10 protein-coding genes are annotated in these 17,144 nt (G+C 64.6%); 2 read left to right on the top strand and 8 right to left on the bottom strand.

Annotated features, from left to right (window positions below; translation table 11 throughout):
* The first annotated feature begins 4 nt into the window (after positions 1-4).
* A complete protein-coding gene (locus ATK06_RS04435) occupies positions 5-361 on the top strand; it encodes a DUF3054 domain-containing protein (RefSeq protein ID WP_048381241.1) in 357 nt (118 codons plus the stop codon).
* Positions 362-635: 274 nt separating this feature from the next.
* Positions 636-1,838 carry a YkvI family membrane protein gene (locus ATK06_RS04430; RefSeq protein WP_048381240.1) on the top strand — a complete coding sequence of 401 codons (1,203 nt, stop codon included), beginning with the start codon at positions 636-638 and terminating at the stop codon, positions 1,836-1,838.
* On the opposite strand, the gene ATK06_RS04425 is transcribed toward ATK06_RS04430, so the two are convergent.
* The 8 genes from ATK06_RS04425 to ATK06_RS04390 form a co-directional block, all read right to left on the bottom strand.
* On the bottom strand, positions 1,835-3,379 hold the full coding sequence (locus ATK06_RS04425; RefSeq protein ID WP_098388907.1) for an acyl-CoA carboxylase subunit beta: 1,545 nt from the start codon (positions 3,377-3,379) through the stop codon (positions 1,835-1,837). The genes ATK06_RS04430 and ATK06_RS04425 overlap by 4 nt on opposite strands.
* Positions 3,379-8,133, bottom strand: coding sequence for a type I polyketide synthase (locus tag ATK06_RS04420; protein WP_098389395.1), 4,755 nt, complete (start codon positions 8,131-8,133; stop codon positions 3,379-3,381). Before ATK06_RS04420 ends, ATK06_RS04425 begins: the two co-directional genes overlap by 1 nt.
* A gap of 117 nt (positions 8,134-8,250) precedes the next feature.
* Entirely contained in the window at positions 8,251-10,089 is a 1,839-nt protein-coding gene (locus tag ATK06_RS04415) for a FadD32-like long-chain-fatty-acid--AMP ligase (protein ID WP_048381236.1), read from the bottom strand.
* 120 nt (positions 10,090-10,209) lie between these two features.
* Positions 10,210-11,145, bottom strand: a complete 936-nt coding sequence (locus ATK06_RS04410; protein ID WP_098388906.1) for a cutinase family protein — start codon at positions 11,143-11,145, stop codon at positions 10,210-10,212.
* A 3-nt stretch (positions 11,146-11,148) separates the two neighbouring features.
* The gene (locus tag ATK06_RS04405; protein ID WP_053072876.1) at positions 11,149-11,622 is read right to left on the bottom strand and encodes a DUF732 domain-containing protein; all 474 of its coding nucleotides are present in this window, start codon (positions 11,620-11,622) and stop codon (positions 11,149-11,151) included.
* Positions 11,622-13,580, bottom strand: a complete 1,959-nt coding sequence (locus ATK06_RS04400; protein ID WP_048381234.1) for an alpha/beta hydrolase-fold protein — start codon at positions 13,578-13,580, stop codon at positions 11,622-11,624. The genes ATK06_RS04405 and ATK06_RS04400 overlap by 1 nt, the downstream gene beginning before the upstream one ends.
* A gap of 561 nt (positions 13,581-14,141) precedes the next feature.
* Positions 14,142-15,167, bottom strand: a complete 1,026-nt coding sequence (locus ATK06_RS04395) for an alpha/beta hydrolase (RefSeq protein WP_048381232.1) — start codon at positions 15,165-15,167, stop codon at positions 14,142-14,144.
* 179 nt (positions 15,168-15,346) lie between these two features.
* On the bottom strand, positions 15,347-17,128 hold the full coding sequence (locus ATK06_RS04390) for an arabinofuranosyltransferase AftB family protein (RefSeq protein ID WP_048381229.1): 1,782 nt from the start codon (positions 17,126-17,128) through the stop codon (positions 15,347-15,349).
* Between the last annotated feature and the right edge of the window lie 16 nt (positions 17,129-17,144).

Raw genomic sequence — 17,144 nt, 5'->3', positions numbered from 1 at the left:
GCGCATGAAACTACTCCCTCTTGCCTACGACGCCGTCGCCATCGCCCTCTTCGCCTTCCTGGCGCGCGTGGCGCACCGCTCCGACGACATGCCCTTGACCGTCCCCGCCTGGTGGTCCACCTACTGGCCATTCTTGCTCGGCGTGGGGTTGGCCTACATCGTGCTCATCGCCGTGGACTGGAACGCCCTGAAGCTCAAGCCTGCTGGCGTGGCCGTGTGGCTGATTACCGTGGGCACGGGCCTGGCGATCTGGGGGATCCGCCACAGTGCTGTTCCGCACTGGTCGTTCATCCTGGTTGCTTCGGTCATGTCGGCGTTGCTGCTTTTCGCGTGGCGCCTGCTGTTGCGCAAGAAGGCATAAAAAATCCCGCCCGGAGGCGGGTTTTAGGTGTCGGCTTAGAGGGCCGAGGACAATCCGTTCGCGACAAGGTTCACGAGCATGAAGACCCAGTTGACGATTTCGGTTCCTAGGTCAAGTGCGATGCTGAGCATGCGTTCCCTCCTGTAGTCGATTGTTGAACTCTAGCCACTGTATCGGACTACCCGGCCCCAACGTTACCTAGGTAGCACTAAACATGTGGTTGCTCTCACACTTCCGCTGGTCTATGATGAACAAAATTCTTTGGAGGTGTGAAATGATTCGACAGGTTATTAGTATCGGGATGGCGTTTGTGGGCATCATTATCGGTGCCGGGTTCGCGTCTGGCCAGGAGACGATGCAGTACTTCGTGGCGTTCGGTTCGTGGGGGCTGTCCGGGGCGGTGGTGTCGTCGATAGTGATGATCATCGCCGGCGTGTCCCTCATGCAGCTGGGCAGCTACTACCAGGCGCGTGAGCACCTCTCCGTGCTGAGTTCGATTTCGGGGCGCACCGTCTCCCTGATCCTGGACATTTCCACCACGATCACCCTGTTCGCCGTCGGTTTCATCATGTTTGCCGGCGCGGGTGCGAACCTGAACCAGCAGTTCGGGCTGTCCACGTGGATTGGTGGCGGGCTGATGTTGGTGCTCGTGCTCGTCGCTGGGCTTCTCGACGTCGACCGCGTCACCTACGTTATCGGCGCAATGACACCGTTTATTTTCATATTCATCGTCATCGCCTGCGGCTACGCGATCATCACCGCCAGCGCGGACATCGCCTCGCTGAACGTGGCGTCCCATGAGGTCAACACCACCCTGCCGAACTGGTGGATCTCCGCGCTGAACTACACCGGCTTCAACGTGATCGTGGCGGCGTCGATGGCGATCGTCATCGGCGGCACGTTCCTGGATTCGAAGGTTGCCGGGTGGGGTGGCCTGCTCGGCGGCCTCATCTACCTGATTCTGCTCCTGCTGCTGGCCGTCGGCCTCTTCTTCGAAGTCGAGCTGGTCAACGGGGACGACATGCCCGCCCTAACACTGATCAACGAGATCAACCCGGTCCTCGGGTGGCTCATGGCGGTGGCAATCTACGGCATGATCTTCAACACCGCGATCTCCATGTTCTACGCCCTGGGCAAGCGGCTGACCAAGCGTTCCCCCAAGCGCTTCTACCCCACGTTCGCCGCCGCGTGTGTGATCGGGTTCGTGTTGAGTTTCATCGGATTCCAGAAACTTATCGGGTTCGTGTACCCGCTGCTGGGCTACCTGGGCCTCTTCCTGATCCTGGTGGTGACGGTCGCGTGGCTGCGTGGGCGTTCGAAGATGACCGTCGAGCAGCGCATCCGCGTCCAGGCCCTCGACCTGATGCGCCGCAAGCAGGACCCCAGCCTGCGGTTCTCCGCGGCGCAGCAGCGTGAGCTGGAACGGCTTATAGCCGCGTCGACTGTGTCAGAGGAGACCCTCCGACGCGAGCTTTAAAGCGGGGCGATCGTGTGCTTCTTCGGCAGGTCGCGTTCCTGCTTGTCCGCGAGTTGCCGGAGGGCACGGCGCAGCGCTAGGCGCGTGTCGCGTGGTTGAATCATCGCGTCGATGAAGCCGCGTTCGGCGGCGACGTAAGGGCTGGTCATGTTCTGGTCGTAGAAGTCCATGAACATTTTCTTCATCGCCGGGCGCTGGTCCTCGGGGGCGGCGGCGATCTGTTTGCCCTGGATCATCACGACGGCCGCCGCGGAGCCCATGACCGCGATCTGGGCGGTCGGCCACGCCAGGTTGATGTCGCCGGTCAGGTTCTTGGAGCCCATGACCGCGTACGCGCCGCCGTAGGCTTTGCGCACGATGAGCGTGACCTTCGGGACCGTGGCCTCGACCAGGGCGAACGCGAGTTTCGCGCCGCGGTGGATCAGGCCCTGGCGTTCCTGTTCCACGCCGGGCAGGTAGCCGGGGGTGTCCACGACGAAGACCAGGGGGATGTTGTAGGCGTCGCAGGTGCGGATGAAGCGGGCGCCCTTGTCGGCGGCGTCGGCGTCGATGCAGCCGGCGTACACCATGGGCTGGTTGGCTACGAAGCCGACGGTGCGGCCGTCGATACGCCCGAAGGCGCAGATCAGGTTGGCGCCGTAGTTTTCTTGTACTTCGAGGAGTTCGGGGTCGTCGCCGAGTTGGGCGAGCAGGTCGAGCATGTCGTAGCCGGCGTTGGAGTCGTCGGGCATGAAGCTGTCCAGCGCGGCGTCGTCGGCGACCTCCTCGTCGGTGGGCGCGGGTGCCACGGGCGCGGGGTCGAAGCAGGTGGTCGGCAGGTGGCCGAGCAGTTCGCGGGTGTATTCGAAGGCCTCGTCTTCACTGGCGACGACCGCCGAAATGTTGCCGGCCAATTCCTGCTGGCGCGCGCCGCCCAGTTCGGCGGACGTGATGTCCTCACCCGTGACTTCTTTGATCACGGCGGGGCCGGTGACGTACATTTCCGTCTGGTCCTCCACCGCGATCACGAAGTCGGTGGTCACGGGCGCGTATACGGCGCCGCCGGCGCACTTGCCCAGCATGATCGAGATCTGTGGGGTCCGCCCGGACAGGGGCAGCTGGCGGCGGGCGATCTCGGAGTATATGGCCAGCGAGGTCACCGCGTCCTGGATGCGGGCGCCGCCGGAATCCTGGATGCCGATGACCGGGCAGCCCACCTTAATTGCCATGTCCATGACTTCGACGACCTTGCGGCCGAAGGTCACGCCGACGGATCCGCCGTAGACGGTCTTGTCGTGCGCGTACACGGCGACGGGCCGCCCGTCGACGCGCCCGTACCCGGTCACGACGCCGTCGGAGTAGATGGCGTCGGGGTCGCCGGGCGTTTTGCCGAGCGCCCCGATTTCGACGAAGGAGCCTTCGTCGAGAAGCGCGGCAATCCGCTGGCGAGGTGTGGTATGGCCGGCCGCGTCGCGTTTAGCGCGTGAGCGTTCGGAGCCCGGATCTTGTGCTTTCTCTAGGCGGGCCTGCAGGTCTTGTAGTTTTTCGGCGGTGGTTGCCATTACTTTCCTTCAATCTGCTCGATGCGGCGTTGCAGCACTGCACCCACCGTACCGATTTCTGGCTCGTCGACGATCGCCAGGTGGTCGCCGTGCAACTGCACAATCTCCAGGTCGCGGACGATGACACCCCAGCCGCCGTCCAGGTTGACGTGCGCGTAGGCGGGCTCGAGTTCGATGGCGCCGTCGTGCATGCGCTCGGCGCGGAACAGAATCACCGGCACGTCGACGTCGGCCCAGCGGGCGAAGTCGAGCTTGTCCAGGATGCGGTTGTCCACGAAGCTGGCGCGCTGGTGTTCCAGGACGCCGGCGGCGAGGCCGTGTTCGGAGGCGTCGGTGGTGGCCAGGAATTCGGCGAGCATGCCCAGCAGGGCTTCTTCGCCGGCGGTCTCGAGTAGTTCGAACGGGACGGGGAAGTCCAGGCCGTAGGTCTTCTTGGCGAACGCTGCGTAGCGTTCCCACCGCTTCTTCGTCTCCTCGGGGGTGTCCGGGGCGGGGTTGGCGGGCTGGACGGTGTCCAGCAGTGCGATGGCGGCCACGTCGACGTCGGAGCCTTGCAACTGGTGTGCGACTTCGTAGGCTAGGGCACCGCCGAAGGACCAGCCGCCAAGGATGACGGGGTGGTCGCCGGCGATCTCGCGGACGTCGTCGAGGTACGCGGCGGCGCGTTCCTCTAGGGAGCCTTCGCGGCGTTCGATGCCGTAGACGGGGACGTCGTCGGGCAGGCGGCGCATGAGTGGCTGGTAGACCACGGACGAGCCGCCGGCCGGGTGGAACATGATCACGGCCGGGCGCTGCGATCCTTCGGGGCGGGGGCGCAGGACGCGGACGTTGCCGTCGACTTCGTCTTCGAGGCCTTCGCGTACCAGGTCGGCGAGCTCGGCCAGCGTTTCGGCGGAGGCGACGTCAGCGGCGGTAATCTCGGCGCCGGAGCGCTCACTCAACCGCTTTGCGACGTCCTCCCGGACCTCCTCCTCAACGTGAGGAAGCGGCGTGGTCACGCCGGCTAGCGCGGCGCCGGTGATGCCGGCCCACGTGCCGAAGACCATGCGTTCGGAGGCGTCGCGCGGGGCTACGCCCACGCCGCCGGTGACGGTGGATTCGGTCTTCTCCGGTGCGGCCGGCGCGGCCGCGGCAACGGGTTCCCGGCCGGCGACGAGGTCCTCGACCATGGTGATGACGTCGGCGACGGAGGCGTCGCGTAGTGCCTGCACCTGCAGCGGCGGGATTTGGAAGTCGTTTTCGATGCGGTTCTTGATCCGCATGCCCATCAGGGAGTCCAGGCCCAGGTCGATGAGCGGGAGTTCCAGCGGCAGGTCGTCGACTGCGTAGCCCATCGATTCGGAGACGATGGCGCGCAGGCGGTCTTCGACAGATTCGCCGGATTCGGGGTCCCAATGCCGGGCTTCGACGTCAAGGCCGGCGGTTTCGGCCTCGGCCGCGGTCAGGGGTGCCGAAGGCGCCACCTCCTGTACGCCCGGGGTCGCTACGGCACCGCCGCCCAGGGTGGAGGCGAAGCCTTCGGCGATCAGTTTTGCCGGTTCGAGGGCGTGGACGGCTACGCTCAAGCCGCCGAGGTTGCGGGTGACCAGCGTGGTCAGGGTGCCTTCGGCAGGCAGGACGCCGCGTTCTTCGGCGGCGGCGAGGGTGGCGTCGGCGTCAACGGCGCGTACCGCTGCTTCCACGACTGCCAGCCCGGACGGTGCTTCTTCGGCCTTCATGGAGAAGGCGATGGTGCCGTCGGGAAGCGTGACGCGCACGCCCGGCATGCCGGTGGCGGCCCCGGAGTTGGGGCGGGCGGCAGTCCAGTAGTGGCGGCGGTCCCACGGGGTGTGCGGCAGGTCGGTGTGTGCGCCGGCGCCGTGGATGAATCCCAGGTCGATGGGCTGGCCTTGGGCATACAGCTGGCCGAGTAAGGTGCGCAGCGAGTCGGCGGCGGGTTCCTTGCGCTTGAGGGTGTACAGGAGTTGGGCGTCGGACTTGCCGACGGCAAACGCGGTGGGCATCATGCCCATCAGCGCGATGGTGTGCGGGGAGACCTCGACGAACGTCATGTAGCCGTTGGCGAAGCACGCTTCGATGGCGTCCACGAAGTACACCTGCTGACGGGTACACCGCAGGAAGTAGTCGGCGTCGTGGACGGTTTCGCCGGCCTCGTAGACGCGGCCCCGATCCACGGAGCTAAACAGCGGGGTGTGCAGCGGGCGGGCCTCGATACCTGCGATTTCGCCGGCGAGTTCGCCCATGATCGGGTCGAGCATGGAGGTGTGGCCGGCGCCCTTGACGTTGAGGAGGCGGGCGAACTTGCCGGCTTCCTCGAGGTCGGCGACGAGCTTCTCGACGGGACCGCGTGGCCCACCGACCGTGAGCATCGCAGCGGACGTGTACACGGCGGGCTCGATGCCTTCGTATTCCGGCACGGCCGCGATCTCTGCCTCGAAGTCGGCGCATTCCACCACGGCCATCGCGCCCTGCTGGTCTTCGGACAGGGATTGTTCACCTTCGCCCATGAGGCGGGCGCGGTGGCAGGCCACGAGCATCGCATCCTGCGCGCTCAAACCGCCGGCGGCGTAGGCGGCGGCGATTTCGCCCATGGACATGGCGGTCACGGCTGCGGGTGTGGCGCCGGCGGCCGCGAGGACGTCGGTTAGCGCAATCTGGATCGCGGTGATGGTGACCTGCGCGGTTTCGGTGTTGTAGGTCTGGGAGTCGTCCTCGATGAGTTCGATCATGGACCAGCCGGATTCGAAGTCCACGATCTCGTCGAGTTCGCGCATCCGGGCGGCGAACAGCGGCGAGTCCGCCATCAGGTCCTTGGCCATCTTTCGGTGCTGAGAGCCGAAGCCGGAGTACACGAAGACCGGGCCCTGAGCTGCGGGCGAATCGGCGGCGAAGATGCCCACGGATTTCACGCCGTCGGCGACTTGGCGCATGCGCTTGAGCGCGTCTTCGTGGGTGGCTGCCTGCACGACCGCGCGCGAGCGCCCGTGGTTGCGCCCGGCCAGCGTGCGCTCTAGGGCGATGAGGTCGGTGTCGGGGTGGGCTTCGAGGTAGTCGGCCACCATGGCAGCTGCTTTACGACGCCGCGACGGCAGCAAACCACTGACCGCGAGTGTGGCGGTCTCCCCTGGCAGCTGCGCTGGTTGCTCGTTGACGGGGATGTCGTAGTCTTCGGCCACGTATTCGGCTACGACCACGTGCGCGTTCGTGCCGCCGAAACCGAAACCGGAGACGCCAGCGACCTTGCGGCCGGAGTATTCGGGCCACTCGCGTGGGTCCTCGACGATTTCCAAGTGTTCGGCGTCGAAGTCTATGTAGCGGTTGGGGCCCGCGTAGTTGATGGAGGGCGGGATGGTGGCGTGGCGCATCGCCAACGCAACCTTGATCAGGCCGGCGGCGCCGGCGGCTGATTCGGAGTGCCCAAAGTTTGATTTCGCGGATCCCAGCAGGGTTGGCTTCGCGTTCTCCCGGCCGCGGCCCAGGACGGCGCCGAGGGCGGTGGCCTCGATGGGGTCGCCCAGGATGGTGCCGGTGCCGTGGGCTTCGATGTAATCCACGTCCAGCGGGTCAACGCCGGCGTCCAGGTATGCGCGCTGCAGGACGTCCACCTGCGCGTCGGGGTTCGGGGCGGTCAGGCCGTTGGAGTGGCCGTCGGAGTTCACGGCCGAACCCTTGATGACGGCGACGATGTTATCGCCGGCGGCGCGGGCATCCGACACGCGTTTGAGCACCAGGAGGCCGGCGCCGTCGGAGCGGACGAAGCCGTCGGCGTCATCGGAAAACGCGTGGATGGCACCGGTCGGGGAAAACACGCCGAGCTCCCCGAAGGCGGTGGACACGAAGGGGCTGGCCAGGATGTTGACGCCGCCGGCCAGGGCGACGTCGGCGTCGCCGTCGCGAAGCGCGCGCACCGCCTGGTGGACCGCCACCAGCGAGGAGGAGCACGCGGTATCCACGTTCACGGACGGGCCGCGGAAGTCGAAGACGTAGGACACACGGTTCGGGATCACGGCCGACGACGTACCGGTCAGCGCGTACGGGTGGGCCTCGGCGGGGTCGCCGGAGATGAGCATGCCGTAGTCATTGTTCGAGGAACCGATGAACACGCCCACGGACTCGCCGCGCAGTTCATTGGCCGGAACACCGGCATCCTCGAGAGCTTCCCACGCCAACTCCAGCACCAGGCGCTGCTGCGGGTCCATATTCGTGGCCTCAACCGGGGACAAGCCGAAGAATTCGGCATCGAAGGAGGCGATGTCGTGCAGGTAGCCGCCGGTCAAGTTCTGGTTAGCCATCTTGGCGGACATGACCTCGTCGGACGCGTACTCCGACCAGCGGCCAATCGGCGGCTCGCCCACCTCGGTGCGGCCGGTGACCAGAAGATCCCACATCTCATCCAAGTCCCCGGCACCGGGGAAACGAGTGGACATGCCGACGATGGCGATGTCGTGGTCCGCGATGTTGTCTGTGCCTGAGGTCCGCAGGCGGTCAGGCAGACGTCGAGAAGCGAGAGTGCGCTCCGGCTCCCCTTCAATCAGTCGGGTAGCCAGCGCCTTGATCGTGGGGTACTCGTAGGCGATGGTGGCGTCCAGGTGCACGCCCAGCAGGTTCTCCAACTCGCCGGACAGGATCACGACGTCCCGGGACGACAGCCCGAAGGATTCCATTGGCTTATCGTCCGTGACCTCGGCCTCGGGAAGACCCGTGACGTCAATAATCCACGCGCGGATCCATTCCCGCAGCTCCGGCACAGACATCTTTCCCGACTCGGCCACCGTCGACCACTCTCCTTATATATAAAGCACAGTTCAGCCCACCAGTCTAAGCCAGCGCGGGGGCTGTGCTCAAAGACGGTGGGCTGATTTCTTCAATGGTTACTGTTCCAAGTAATTCTTACGAGCTACCCGGCGCGCAATCTTCGCCGAGGAAGAACGCGCAATCTCACCAGCACCCAGAATCCGGATGTCCGCCGGTGCTACACCGTGTGCAGCATTAACGGCACCGCGAATTGTCTCAATGGCTGTATCGTCGCCGGCGGGGTCGGCGTTATCAGCGCGCTCGGCCAAGATGATGAGCTTCTCGACGTCATCACCTTCCACCGAGAAAGCCGCAATCGCGACAGGGTTCACGTGGTCCGTGGCCTGGCCCACCGTGACCTCAATGTCTTGCGGGTAGTGGTTACGGCCGGCAATAACGATCAGGTCCTTGAGGCGGCCGGTGATGTAGGTGTGGCCGTCGACGATGGTGCCCAAGTCGCCTGTGGCCATCCACCCCTCGTCCGGGGCGGTGCCCGCGTGGGAGCCCTCCGGCAGGCGGGAGGCCAGGGTGTTGGCGAAGGTCGCGGCGGTTTCCTCCGGGCGGTTCAGGTAGCCGGCGGCCATGTTCTGGCCGTGCGCCCACAGCTCACCGATGGTGCCGTCTTCGACCTCGGCGCGGGTCTCTGGGTCCACGACGACCAGCGTCTGGTTCGGGACAACCTGGCCGTTGGACACGAAGACCACGCCATTGTCCGCGCCATCCTCGACGACGACGGCGCGCCCCTCAGCCAGGGCCGCGCGGTCGAAGGAACGGAAGAATGGGCGCTCCGCAGTCTGCGGGGTGGTCACCAGCAGCGACGCCTCCGCCAAGCCGTACGACGGGCGCACGACCTCACGCTTCAGCCCGTGGGCGCCGAAGATCTCCAGGAAGTTTTCCAACGCCGGGCGGGTGACCGGCTCTGAGCCGACGATGACACCGTCCACGTTCGAGAAGTCCTGGCCCTCCTCCGGCTTGCCGTAGCGGGCCGCCAACTCGAGGGCAAAGTTCGGGATGACGGCGTAGGTGGCCACGTCCTCGTCGCCGCGGCGGGCGATCAGGTTGGTCCACCGCGACGGGCGCTGGATGAAGTCGCGCGGGGTAAACAGTTCATGCTCCACGCCGAGCAGCGTGACGAACGCCGCCAGGATAATGCCCATGTCGTGGTGCAGTGGCAGCCAGGACACCAGGCGCAGCGGCATCTTCAGGCGGGCGCCCTGGAAGATCTGCAGGACGTTGGTCAGGATGGAACGGTTGGTCAGCGCCACGCCCGCCGGGGTGCGGGTGGAACCGGAGGTGTATTGCAGGAACGCGGTCGAATCCACCGGCTGGGTCTGCGCGGTGGCGGCCAGCTGCTGGCCGGCCAGGGTCATCGCCGGGTTCACCCACGACGCCGCCAAAGAATCTGGCAGCGAATCCACGGAGAGTACGCGCGGACGCTCGCGGCCCGGCAGATCCGCGAAGTAGGCGCGCACCGACGCCGCCGACGCGGAGTTCGTGAGCACGACCTTCGGCTCCGAATCGTTGAACACGGCCTTGAGGTGGTCCGCATGGCCAGGCTCGTTCGGGTCATACAACGGAACCGGGACAACGCCGGCGTACAGGGCGCCCAGGAAAGCGAAGAGGTACTCCGGCGAGTTGCCGGCTAGGATCGCGGCGCGGTCACCAATCGTGGCGACCTGCTGCAGGCGCGCTGCCACAGCCTTGATGCGCGTGTTCACTTCGGTGCGGGTGAAATCGCGCGGGGTGCCCTCCCCTTCGGAGAAGTCCCAGAAGCGCAAGACGTGGCGCTGCCCGCCACCCTGGGCGAAGTCGGCCTGGTAGAGCAACTCGGCCAGGCCAGCCAGCGTGAGCTGTGGGGCGAGTTGGATTTCACCTTTTTCGTTGTAGAACTGCTTCAGCGCTGCTGCAATATCCATAAAAACTCCTGGTTCTTCGCCGGGGTTCCGGCTCGTAGCGTTAACTGCTGGGTCTATCGGCCCATAAGTGTAGCGTGTTACTGCACAAAACTAGGTGTCCAAAACTAACGCGGGGGTGCGCTAGCGCGCCACCGCGCCGTCGATAAGCCCAGAAGCCCAGTCGACGACCCACTGATTAGCCGTCGTGCCTGCGATGACGTTGGGGTTCGTGGCGTATTGGGCGTGGATGCCGTTGGCGTCGATCATGGAGCGCACGCGTTCGATGGCGCTGCTCACGTTTTCTGGGGCGTCGCAGATGGTGTCGTCGGCGGCGCAGATCTGGAACGTGGCGGCGTCGAGGCTGCCGAAGCCGCCGTCGCGGACGCCGCGCATCGTGGCGCCGGGCACGATTGGCTGGATGAGGGCGTTCAGCGGGTGCAGGGTGATCTCCGCACCGATGCCGGTCAGCTCCACGTGCCCTTCAGGCAGCTGGCCTTCGGTGGGCAGGCGGCGGCCGTCGGCAATAAGCGCCGTGCCCAGGATGGCATCAGCGGGCACCACGCCGCGGCCGTTGCCGATGTCGCTGGTGATGTCGCCGAGCAGGACCGCGCCCTGGGAGAAACCGGTCAAGATGAATTTGGTGGCCGGGCACTGGCCGTGGACGTACGCCAGTTCAGCGTTGGTTTTCTCCACGCCTTCCTGGCGGGAGTCGTCGTAGCTCATCTGCCCGAGCCCGCCGTCGATGTTTTTGAATTCGGCGGTGTACGGCAGCGTCCATACCGTGACGTTCTGGCCGGCGTACCGCTCCTGCAGGGGCTGGGTGATAGACAGCATGAAGGAGTATGGGTTCGCCTGCGGGTTGAGGGGGTCGTCGTCCGCGGAGGACTCCCACGTGCCCGGCGCCGCAATGACTTGCACTGCGGGGCACCAGTCGGGCTGCTCCGGGGGTTCTGCGATACCAGAATCGTCGGAGCTGCTCCCGGTGTCGGGGGTGTCGTCGCTGAGCCAGCGGGAAACGCCCACGCCGATGGCGATGACAACGATGACCACGGCCAGAATCGTCAGGAATTTACGCATGCGCTAACAGTACGCTTTCTTCGCTTGCTCGGTGATGAGTTGCGCCGCATCCGCCGCTGTGAGTTCGGTGCGATTTTGCTCAATGAGCTGGCCGGCAATCGCGTTAGTTACGACCCCTCCGCCATTTTCACCGCACACGTCGATGGCAGCCCCAATCAGCGGGCCCTCGACGCCGTCGACCTTCACACCCTTGTCCTTCAGGCCGTCCAGGTAGGCCTGCTCCTGCTCGGAGTACGGGGACGCGGGGGCCTCGGAGATTTCCCGGCCCGGCATGTCCCGGCCCACGGACTGGGTGGGGCGTGCCGCTTCGCTGCGCTGCGTCGCGGTTGCTGTCCCCGTCGCCCCAGAGCTGGGGCGGGTCAGCGGGGTCACCGTCGCGGTGGGGTCCGTGTTATCCACGGTCGCTTCCCCACCACAGGCGGTCAGCAGTGCGGCACAGGCAAGGACACTCAGCTTTGCGACGCCCTTCCGGCCCACTACTTCTTCTCCTCAATCACGCGGCCGTTGACCTGCTTGATGGTCCCATTCTGGAACTCCACAACAAGCCCACCAGCCGGAATATTGGCCTGGTCCTCGGTGGGGAAACCGAACTCGCCCTGCTCGTAACCGCGCTTGCCCCAGGCGTCGAAGATGTCTCCGTACAGGATGAACTTCGCGCCGGTGCGTGGCGACCAGTAAATGTTGCCGTTTTCGAACTGCTGGAATGCGCCGCCGTTGATCATGATCTCGTTGGAGGTCGGGAAACCAAGAGCGGAATTTGCGGTGCCCAGGTCCTTGTACTTGTCGGCGATAGCGCCGCGAACCCAGGCGGTCTTGCCGTCAGCTGCGCGGGTGACCAGGCCGTGCTGGAATTCCTGCACCAGGCCACCGTTGATGCCGCGGGCTTCCGCGACTGGGTAGCCCAGGTCGCCCTGCTCGTAGCCGTTAGTACCCCACGCTTCGACCATGTCCTTCGGGATGGCGAAGGCGCCGGTCTGGTGGGTCCAGTAGATGGAACCGTGCTGGAAGTGCACGAACTTACCGCCACCGTCTGGAGTGGTCAGCTCGTTGGTGACCGGGAAGCCCAGCCAGGAGGTGGGGCCGCCGAGTTCCGCGTACTTGGCGTTGATGCGACCGATCAGGGTCTTCGTGCCAGTCTCTGGGGACCAGTATGCGGTGCCCGCGGTGAAGTCCTGCGCCTTACCTGCGCCGGAGTCGTATTCGTTGGTGGTGCAGGTGCCGATCACGCCGCTGCGGGTTGCTTCGGCGATTGCGCCGATCGGCTGGCAGTCTGCTCCGCGATCTTCCTTGGACAGACCGAGGGAGTCCGCGATCTTCGGCCATGCGTTGGCCATTTCGAACTGCCAGTATTCCCAGGAGTGGACACCGGATGGGCGGAATACGGCCTCGACTGCAACGCCTGCCTCGCGGGCGCGGTTGACGAAGGTCTGCGACGTCATACGCGAGATCGCCTCCAAGCCGACACCAGCCATGTTGGCCGGCCCCTTGGCGATGGACTCTGGGTTGCCAAAGTCATCCTTGCCCGATCCCGAGGACACGTACACGAACATGTTCTTCAGCTTGTCGACATGCTGCTTCGGGTCATGTGCGTCCCAGTCCGGGTGGTCCGGGGCACCCCACATCGCCGACGCATTGTATCCGCCGCCGTCCTGCAGCGCGGCGCTGATCGCAGCCGGCATGCCCATGGAGGTGGTGTCCAGGTACCCGGAGAAGGAACCGACGAAGTCGAAGTACTCCGGGTGACGGTGCGCCAGGTTCACTGCAGCGGTGCCACCCATAGAAATACCGACGACGGCACGCTTTCCGTTGGAACGGTAACCGTTGTGCAGAATCGGGATCAGCTCATTAATAAGGAAGCTTTCCCACTTGTAATTCTTGCCATTGTCCGGACGCTGCCAGTCCGAGTAGAAGGAAGACTCGCCGCCGACCGGCAGAATAACGTTGACGTTCTTGTCAGCGTAGAACTGCTCGATGTTGGTTTCGATGGTCCACCCGTTTTCGTCGTCACGCGCGCGCAGCCCGTCGAGAGCCCACACCTCCGGGAAGGTGCGGCTGGGGTCGCGGTGCCAGTCGCGGGCCAACAGGATCTGGACCTGCATGAGCTGCTCCGGCATAGCGGCAGAGCGGATAAACAGCGCGACGCGACGGTTAGTCAGCCACTCCACACGCTCCACATCCACGCCGGCAGGCAGGCCGCCGATTTCCGGGTGCTCGACGCGCATCGGATTCTTCGGGGCAGGTTCACCCGGCTTGATGGAATCGGACAAGCCCGAAGAACCAAGGCTGCTCAAAGAGCTTAAGCCCGGGACCTCGGTCTGCGCGCTTGCTGGCGCGGCCAGGGAGGCACCCAACGCGAAGGTCGTGGGCAGGGTTGCTGCAATAAGGAGGGAACGTCGCCGAACGCTGCGGTTGGTCCGGGATGCGGTATCGCGCATGGAGGAATCCTTTACCAGGTTAAGGCGTGCGAGGCCGGCACAAGCCCGCGAGTTCGGTATCACCGGCCCTAGGAGTTCCCCGCTCCTAGGACACCCGACCTCGTGAAGGCTGTCGTGTGCATGGCTGCGTCACGCAGATGTATGTTTCACCGCCCAAGCTTAAGCTCTACTTGAGACTTTTGGAAGTGACACGCGGGACGGGTGTAATAATTGGAGATAATTGTGACTCGTGTGAATTAGGGGCCGGGGCCGAATTCGCACCCGAAAACCCGGGTGTCTGCGTGATTGTCGCTTAGCCTCCATTCTGCACAGGGTTCGAAAAATTCACCTGCAGGTTGGCCCCGCACTACCGCGCAGAATGGAGGCTAAGCGACATCCCGGGATATTCCCAGAAGGCAAGAGCTTGGCAACGATACGAAAAAGACATTCTGTGGCCGGCTGAGAAAATCCACCTGGCAATTTAATGTCATTTAACCCGCAGAATGTCTTTTTCCTATCACGCGCTGCAATCGGCAAACGAAAAAAGCCACCCCGAAGGGTGGCTTCTGTACGAGGCTGGGATTACCAGGCGTTCATCACGTCAAGGATGCGGCCCTTGGTGATGTCCAGCTGGTAACCGAACTGGTTCCAGTTGTGGACGCCGGTACCTGGGAAGTTGGTCTCCACGCCGATACCAGCACCGCGGGCCTTGGCAGCCCACAGCTTGGTGGAGATGTTCGACAGGAGCTCCAGCAGTGCGCCAGGAATGATGTACTTCGCAGGAATGCCCGCGTCTTCACGAGCCGGGAGGCCCGATGCGGCGGAGACGTAGACGTCAGCCCCGCGCAGACCTTCCATGTTCAGGAAAGGATCGTTTTCGAAACGACGGGGGTTGATGATCGATCCATACATGGCGTTGACGTTGAAGCCGCCGGCGTCGAGAAGCGCAAGACGCAGTGCGGTCTGCATACCTGGCAGCGTCATGGTGAGGTAGCCCGAGTAGGACAGGACCTGGCGGAATTGGTCGCGGTGCTGCGCAGCCAAATTCATTGCGGCGGTGCCACCCATGGACAGGCCGGCGATCGAGTTATTGTTGCGCGCAACGCCGAAGTGCTGCTCCAGGTAGGCGGGCAGCTCCTTGGTCAGGAAGGTTTCCCACTTGTAGGTCACCGGGTTCTGCAGGTTGTACGTCGCTGGGGAGTCCCAGTCAGCGTAGAAGGATGCTGCGCCACCGACTGGCATGACCAGGGTGATGTTGTGATCCTTGAACTTTTCCGCTGCGTTCACATCAACGAGCCATGCGCTGGAGTGGTTCGTGGCGCGCAGACCGTCGAGCAGGTAGAGGCCCGCGTTACCGCCGCGCTGTGCGGGCTGGATCTGCACGGTGATGTTGGCGCCGGTGGCCTCCGACCAGACGTCGCAACGCTGGACCCAGAAACCAACCTGGTCCCACTCGCAGTGGCCGGTCGCGTCCGGGCGCAGCCAGTCACGCGGGCCCGCCGATGCGACACCGCCGCCGGCGACCATGAGGACACCCGCGGTTGCCACTGCGGTAATGGCCGCGACAACCTTGCGGCTCATGGTGCGCACACCATTGAGGAAAGACATAATTCTCCTTTGGCTATGCTCCTGAGCCGCCTGCAATGGTACGGCTTATTTCGAGCACAAAACTCTGCGGATAATACTCGCGTCAGTGTACCGCATATCTGCTCAGGTTAAAACTAAAAAGTTACCTTCCCGAGACCTTCTCGTAACCTCGCCGCGTGCCGGCCGGCTGGTGAGGAGCCCTATCGCAGGTAGTCGTAGGGGTCTTCAGAAATTTCGAGGGTCCGGCCACCAGTGAGCGAGAACTTGATGTTTCGCACAAAGCGGTCCCATGTCAACGGTTCGCGGATGGAGTTCAACAATTCCTGAATCTCCGGATCCTGCAAAGCCACCCGCGCTGCGGCCACGTCCTGCGCATCAACAAAGTCCGGCAGGTGCTGCATATCGACGGGCGAATCCGCCAACTGGTATTCCGTCGGCAGCCACTTATCGTGCCCGATGCGCGCGCCCTCAATCCGGGGTTGGCGGGCCGCCAGCGGGGTAGCCAAACCCACGGTGTCCAGCACGCGCGCCTCCAGCGGGGAGTTCATGGCGATCATGCCCAGGTTGAGCATGTATACGGTCAGGGGGGCGTCGTTGCCGGGCTCGCGCGGAATCGTGATCCACGAGTACGTGTACTCATCCTCACCGAAGCGGACCTGCATGACTTGGCCATCATTGTTCGCCATGCCACGGGCCATGGTTTCGGGGAAGTCCTGCATGGAGGGGGTGCTTAAGTAGTCGTCGGCATTCTTCGGCGGGTCGCCTTCCTCGCGGCCTGTGGACATGGTCCAGAAACCACGCTCGTCGACAACAGCCAGGTGCGCCGGCTTCAGGTCATCTTCCCATTGCGATCCGCGGGCCGCCACGATCGAACCCCACACCACGGCGAAGACCACGGCCACAACCCCTACCCAGCGCACGCCGTCACTGTAAACCGGGATCACCATGACGGGCAGGAGCAGGGAAAATACTGGCAGCAGGAGCATGCGGCCGTGCATGAAGTCCCCGCCGACGCGCATGATATACAGGATGTGTAACAGTGCGCACACCACGAGGATGGTGGTCACGCCGGCGCGGGTGCGCAGCCAGGGCCGGTCGGTGAGTTCAAGCGTGGTGGGCACGGAGCGGGCGTGGAGGAACAGCCACACCCCCACCGCGATAGCTACTGCCCCGATCAGCCAGCCGGCGTACGGGGTGAGCAGGTCCATGACGTAGTCCCAGCCGGCACCCCACGCGGTCTCCCCGGCAGACTTTGCGACGGCCGTATGTGGCGTCAGCAGCCCGTAGTAACCCATCCGGAAAATTTGGTACCCCGCCGGGACGGGCAGCGCGGCGAGCGCGATCAGCCCGATCCGGCCTGGTGTGCGGAAGTACACGACGATGAGCGCCAGGCCCACAATGCCGCCGTACAGCGCGAACTCCGGCCGGATAAGCCACGAGAGTCCGCCCCAGAACGCCAGGACGTAGATCCACGCGGAGTGTTGGCCGCGCACCCACTGCCCCAACAATGCCCACAGGACGGCCAGGTAGAAGATGGCTAGCCCCCATTCCAGACCGGAGGTGGCGAAGTCGCGAGCCGGCGGAAGCGCCAGGTAAATCAGTGCTCCGAAGGGTGCCACCCACCCGCCGTACCAGCGGGACGTTGCCCAGGCGCCAATCATGAGGGCAAGAACCGTGAACCCGAGTGCCAGCCACAGGGCCACCGACTCCAGGCGCACTCCTGTTAGTTCCGCGCCGACCCAAATCAGGTACTGCCACAGGGTTGAGGTGTTGGCCTCTACCCTCTCGTAGGCGTTGAATGTGGGGCCGTTGCCGGCCATGAGGTTGCGTACGGTGCGCAGGACGATGAGGCCGTCGTCGCTCATCCACCGGTTCACCCACCCGCCGATAGCGGCGAATGCCCCCACGAGCAGCACGCTGATCCAGGTGGTCAGCGTGTGCTGGGGGGTGCGCCGGCGGGGTGCGGGAACCGAAACTGTCATACGTGCGAAACGATGT

This window comes from Corynebacterium renale, assembly GCF_002563965.1.
Classification (GTDB): Bacteria; Actinomycetota; Actinomycetes; order Mycobacteriales; family Mycobacteriaceae; genus Corynebacterium; species Corynebacterium renale.
Note: the sequence above shows the minus strand (reverse complement) of the source record. Positions and strands in the feature narration are given on the sequence as shown.